The sequence below is a fragment of the Kribbia dieselivorans NBRC 106261 genome (assembly GCF_001552435.1).
Lineage (GTDB): Bacteria > Actinomycetota > Actinomycetes > Actinomycetales > Dermatophilaceae > Kribbia > Kribbia dieselivorans.
The window spans coordinates 1-4,191 of sequence record NZ_BCRE01000179.1; the positions used below are offsets into that span (position 1 = coordinate 1).

Genomic DNA, 4,191 nt, shown 5'->3' on the forward strand with positions numbered 1-4,191 from the left:
GGGGGCGAGCCGTTCACCGATGGCCCGGCCCCGCGTGAGCGCGGTGTCGAGGTCGGTGCGGGTGAGCGCGTCGGTGGTGACGAGGTCGCCGCGCCGCACTCCCACGCCGGCGTCGAGCGCCTCCACGCCGATGCCGGCGCGCGCGGCGGCGACGGCGCCCAGCGAGGTGCCCTGCTGCGTGGCAGCCCACACGTCCGCGGTGACCCTTTGCTCGAACGCCGAGACGCCGTGGGCCGTGACCGCGTGATCGGCCGCCGCGATGACCAACGTCGCCGCCCGCGGTGGGTGGGGCAGCGCGTGCAGGCGGTCGAGGACGGTGTCGAGCACGCCGAGGGACCCGACCGGCGTGAGCAGGCGGTCGGCCTCGTCGCGCGCGGCCACGACGGCGGATTGGTCGGGAGCGGCGAGGTGTGAGGGTGGCGGCGCGCTGCCCTCGGCCCAGCCGTCGTACATGACGACGTTCTCCAGCGGTTGGCGCTTGGACCACCCGGCGCGCTCCAGCCCCGGCTCGGGCGGTCGTTCGTCGGGCCACCCCAGGCACAGCCAGCCCAACGTCTCGACGCCGTCGGGCAGTCCGAGCAGGGCCGCGAGCTCGGTCGGTTCGAACAGGGTGACCCACCCCAGGCCGAGCCCCTGCGCCCGGGCGGTGAGCCACATGTTCTCGATGGCACAGGCACATGACCAGAGGTCGGTGTCGGGGAAGGTCGCGCGGCCGAGCACCCCGGCGGCGGGGGTGCGACGATCGCAGGCCACGACGACACCCAGCGGCGCCTCGCGGATCCCCTCCAGCCTCAGGTCGAGCAGACCTCGGGCGGACTTCTCCTCCATCTGGGCCGCCTGCCGCAGCCGGGCGCGGTCGGCCATCGCCGCGGCGGCATCCCGCAGGCGCGGGTCACGGACGACGATGAACCGCCAGGGCTGGCTGTGCCCGACCGACGGAGCGCGGTGCCCGGCAAGAAGCACCTGCTCCAGCACGTCGGCCGGCACCTCGTCGGGGCGAAAGCGGCGGATGTCGCGACGCGCCGCGATGACGTCCGCCAGCGGTGCGACATGGTCGCCCATCCGCCACCCGGTGGGGTCGCCGGCTCGGGTGGCGGCGCTGGTGCGGTCGCCGATCGTCGGGGTGGGGCGGGCGAAGGGCATGGCTGGCAGGCTAACCCCTCGCCGACCGGCGTCAGTCGCGGGTGCGGTTGACGTACGCCCGCATCGCCAGCGGCGCGAGGATCGCGGTGAAGATGATCGCCCATGCGATGGTGGCGATGATCGGGTGGTGCAGCGGCCACTGCGCGTCGACGGGGGGTGGTGCCCCGTTGCCCCATAGATCACGCATCGCCTGGACCAGCGAGGAGATCGGGTTCCATTCCGCGATGACCCGCAGCCAGTGCGGCATGTTCTCCGAGGGCGCGAACGTGTTGGCCAGGAACGTCAACGGGAAGATCGTCGTGAAGATCACGCCGTTGACGCCCTCGACGCTGCGCATCACCGATCCGACGAGGATGCCCAGCCAGATCATCGCGAACCCGAACAACATGAGCAGCGCGTACCCGGCCAGCGCCTCGAGGAACGAACCGCGCACCCGCCACCCGACGATCAGGCCGGTCAGCGACATGACGATGACACCGAGCGAGGAATGGATCAGGCTGGACGTGCTGCGGGCAACCAACACCGAGCCACGGTTGATCGGCAGGGAACGGAACCGGTCGATGACGCCCTTGGTGAGGTCGTTGCTCAGACCGAACGCGACCACGAAGGCCGAGAACGCCATGGTCTGGGCCATGATCCACTCGCGGTAGCCCGAGCCGTTCGTCTGGATCGACCCGCCGAAGACGTAGGCGAACAGCAGCACGAACATCACCGGCTGGATCGTCACGTCGCTGAGCATCTCCGGCTGACGCTTGATGTGGGTCAGGTTGCGCCGGGTCAGGGTGATGACCTGCCGGATGAACGGAGCGCGCTGCTGCGCCCCGACCCGCCCACCCGGGGGCGGGTCTTCGCTGCGCGGCGGCGCGTCGGTGTTGGTGTGGACTCGGACGGTACTCATGCGGACTCCTCCGTGGCCGCCAGTTGCGGCTCCGCGCGGTGGCCGGTCAGGTTGAGGAAGACGTCATCGAGGCTGGGCCGCTTCAGACCCAGATCGTCGATCTCGATGCCGAGGTTCTGTACTCCCGCGGCGATGCGGGTGATGGCGTCGAGCCCTTCGGCGGAGCCGGTGATCTGACGGTTGGCCGGGTCGACCCGCACCTCCGGGATGAGGCCGCGCAGCAGCGACTCCGCCGCCGAGAGGTCGTCGGCGTTCGAGACGGTCAGGACGATGCGCGCCGCGCCCGAGGCATCCTTGAGCTGCAGCGGCGTGCCGTCGGCGATGACCGTGCCGTGGTCGATGACGATGATGCGGTCGGCGAGGTGATCGGCCTCCTCGAGATACTGCGTGGTCAGCAGGAGCGTCGTGCCCTGTTCGACGAGGTTGCGCAGCACCTCCCACAGTTCCTGACGCGAGCGCGGATCCAGGCCCGTGGTGGGTTCGTCGAGGAACAGCACCGGCGGGGTGGCGATCAGTGAGGCGGCGAGGTCGAGGCGACGACGCATGCCTCCGGAGTACTCCTTGACCACCTTGGTGGCGGCGTCGGCCAGGGAGAAGCGTTCGAGCAGGTCATCCGCGACGCGTCGCACGCGCGGCCGCGGCAGGCCGTAGAGGTCGGCGATCATGCGCAGGTTCTCCCGACCGGTGAGCAGTTCGTCGACGGTGGCGGCCTGCCCGGTCAGGCCCATGGAGGCCCGCACCTGGTCGGGGTGGGTGCGGACGTCATACCCGGCGACCCGCGCGGTGCCGGACGTCGGTGGGGACAGGGTGGTCATCATGCGCACGGCAGTGGTCTTGCCGGCGCCGTTGGGGCCCAGAAGGCCCAGGACGGTGCCCTCGGGGACCGTGAAACTGACGTGGTCAACGGCAGTCAGGTCACCGAAGGTCTTGACGAGATCAATGGCTTCGATCGCTGTGGCGGTCATGGTCACGACGCTACGCGCACCCACCGACAACGTTCTTCTCCATTTCCGTCCAGCCTGCCGTGGGACACTGGCAAAATGTTCGGTCGCACTGTTCCGTCAATGGTTTCCGCCGACGCGGCGCTCCCCGGTCGCGCGCAGCGGCCCTTCCACCTCAGCGGCACCCACACCGTGCTGGGCACCCCGCTCGAAGGTCCGTGGCCCGAAGGCACCCAGGTGCTGTACGTCGCCATGGGCTGTTTCTGGGGCGTCGAGCGCATCTACTGGCAACTGCCGGGTGTGGTCACGACCGCCGCGGGCTACATGGGCGGGTTCACCCCGAACCCGACGTACGCCGAGGTCTGCACCGGGCGCACCGGCCACGCCGAGGCCGTTCTCGTGGCCTACGACCCGGCCACCGTCACCATCCGCGACCTGCTCGCCGCGTTCTGGGAGAACCACGACTCCACCACCGCCGACCGTCAGGGCAACGACATCGGCACCCAGTACCGCTCCGCGCTGTACTGGACCACGCCCGAGCAGGAGAGTGAGGCGCGCGCCACGCTCGAGGAGTACCAGGGTGTGCTCACCGCCGCGGGCCGGGGGCGGATCACGACCGAGTTGCGCAGCGCCGACGACGCGGGCACGTTCTGGTACGCCGAGGAGGAGCACCAGCAGTACCTCGACAAGAACCCCTACGGGTACTGCAATCACGGCCCGAACGGCTGCGCCCTCCCCCAGCGCTGACCGTCTCGAGGACGTCGGCCCTCAGCGCCGAGCCAGCACGCGCACGACACCGCCACCGATCTCGGTGACGAGGTCGGCCCCGGAGCCGAGCACGGCCGCGTGCACTTCCGCCGACCCCATGCCCGTGCGGGTGGTGACGTCGGAGTCGAGACGCACGGCCACGGCGATCCGGTCTGGAACGGCGCCACGCACCGCCTGGACGATCTCGACCAGCAGCCGACGCCGGTTCAGCGCCGCGCCGCCCCAACCGTCGCCCCGGTCGTTGCCGGACTCGAGGAACTGCCCGGGCAACGCACGATGGGTCGCGTCGATCTCGACTCCGTCGTAGCCCCCCTCGACCGCCACCGCCGCGCATCGGCCGTGATCGCGCACGATGTGCCGGACATCGGCCTCGCCCGGGGCCGCCCACGGCAGCCCACCGCTCGCGGCCACCCGCCACGGGGTGCGCGACATGGCTCCGGC

5 protein-coding genes are annotated in these 4,191 nt (G+C 70.9%); 1 reads left to right on the forward strand and 4 read right to left on the reverse strand.

Annotation, left to right across the window (positions count from 1 at the left end; translation table 11 throughout):
• From bluB to KD1_RS13535, 3 genes are all read right to left on the reverse strand, one after another.
• Positions 1–1,143, reverse strand: a 1,143-nt coding sequence (gene bluB / locus KD1_RS13525) for a 5,6-dimethylbenzimidazole synthase (RefSeq protein ID WP_068402763.1), incomplete at its 3' end; no start/stop codon positions are given.
• Positions 1,144–1,174: 31 nt separating this feature from the next.
• Positions 1,175–2,041: an ABC transporter permease gene (locus KD1_RS13530; RefSeq protein ID WP_068402765.1), complete on the reverse strand. Its 867-nt coding sequence runs from the start codon at positions 2,039–2,041 to the stop codon at positions 1,175–1,177.
• Positions 2,038–3,006 carry an ATP-binding cassette domain-containing protein gene (locus tag KD1_RS13535; protein WP_068402771.1) on the reverse strand — a complete coding sequence of 323 codons (969 nt, stop codon included), beginning with the start codon at positions 3,004–3,006 and terminating at the stop codon, positions 2,038–2,040. The genes KD1_RS13530 and KD1_RS13535 overlap by 4 nt, the downstream gene beginning before the upstream one ends.
• Before the next feature lie 99 nt (positions 3,007–3,105).
• On the opposite strand from KD1_RS13535, the gene msrA reads away from it, so the two are divergent.
• Positions 3,106–3,729, forward strand: coding sequence for a peptide-methionine (S)-S-oxide reductase MsrA (gene msrA, locus KD1_RS13540; protein ID WP_245627416.1), 624 nt, complete (start codon positions 3,106–3,108; stop codon positions 3,727–3,729).
• A 21-nt stretch (positions 3,730–3,750) separates the two neighbouring features.
• Here msrA and KD1_RS13545 read toward each other — a convergent pair.
• Positions 3,751–4,191 (reverse strand): oxidoreductase (locus KD1_RS13545; RefSeq protein WP_441768677.1); only part of this gene is annotated, 441 nt, incomplete at its 5' end.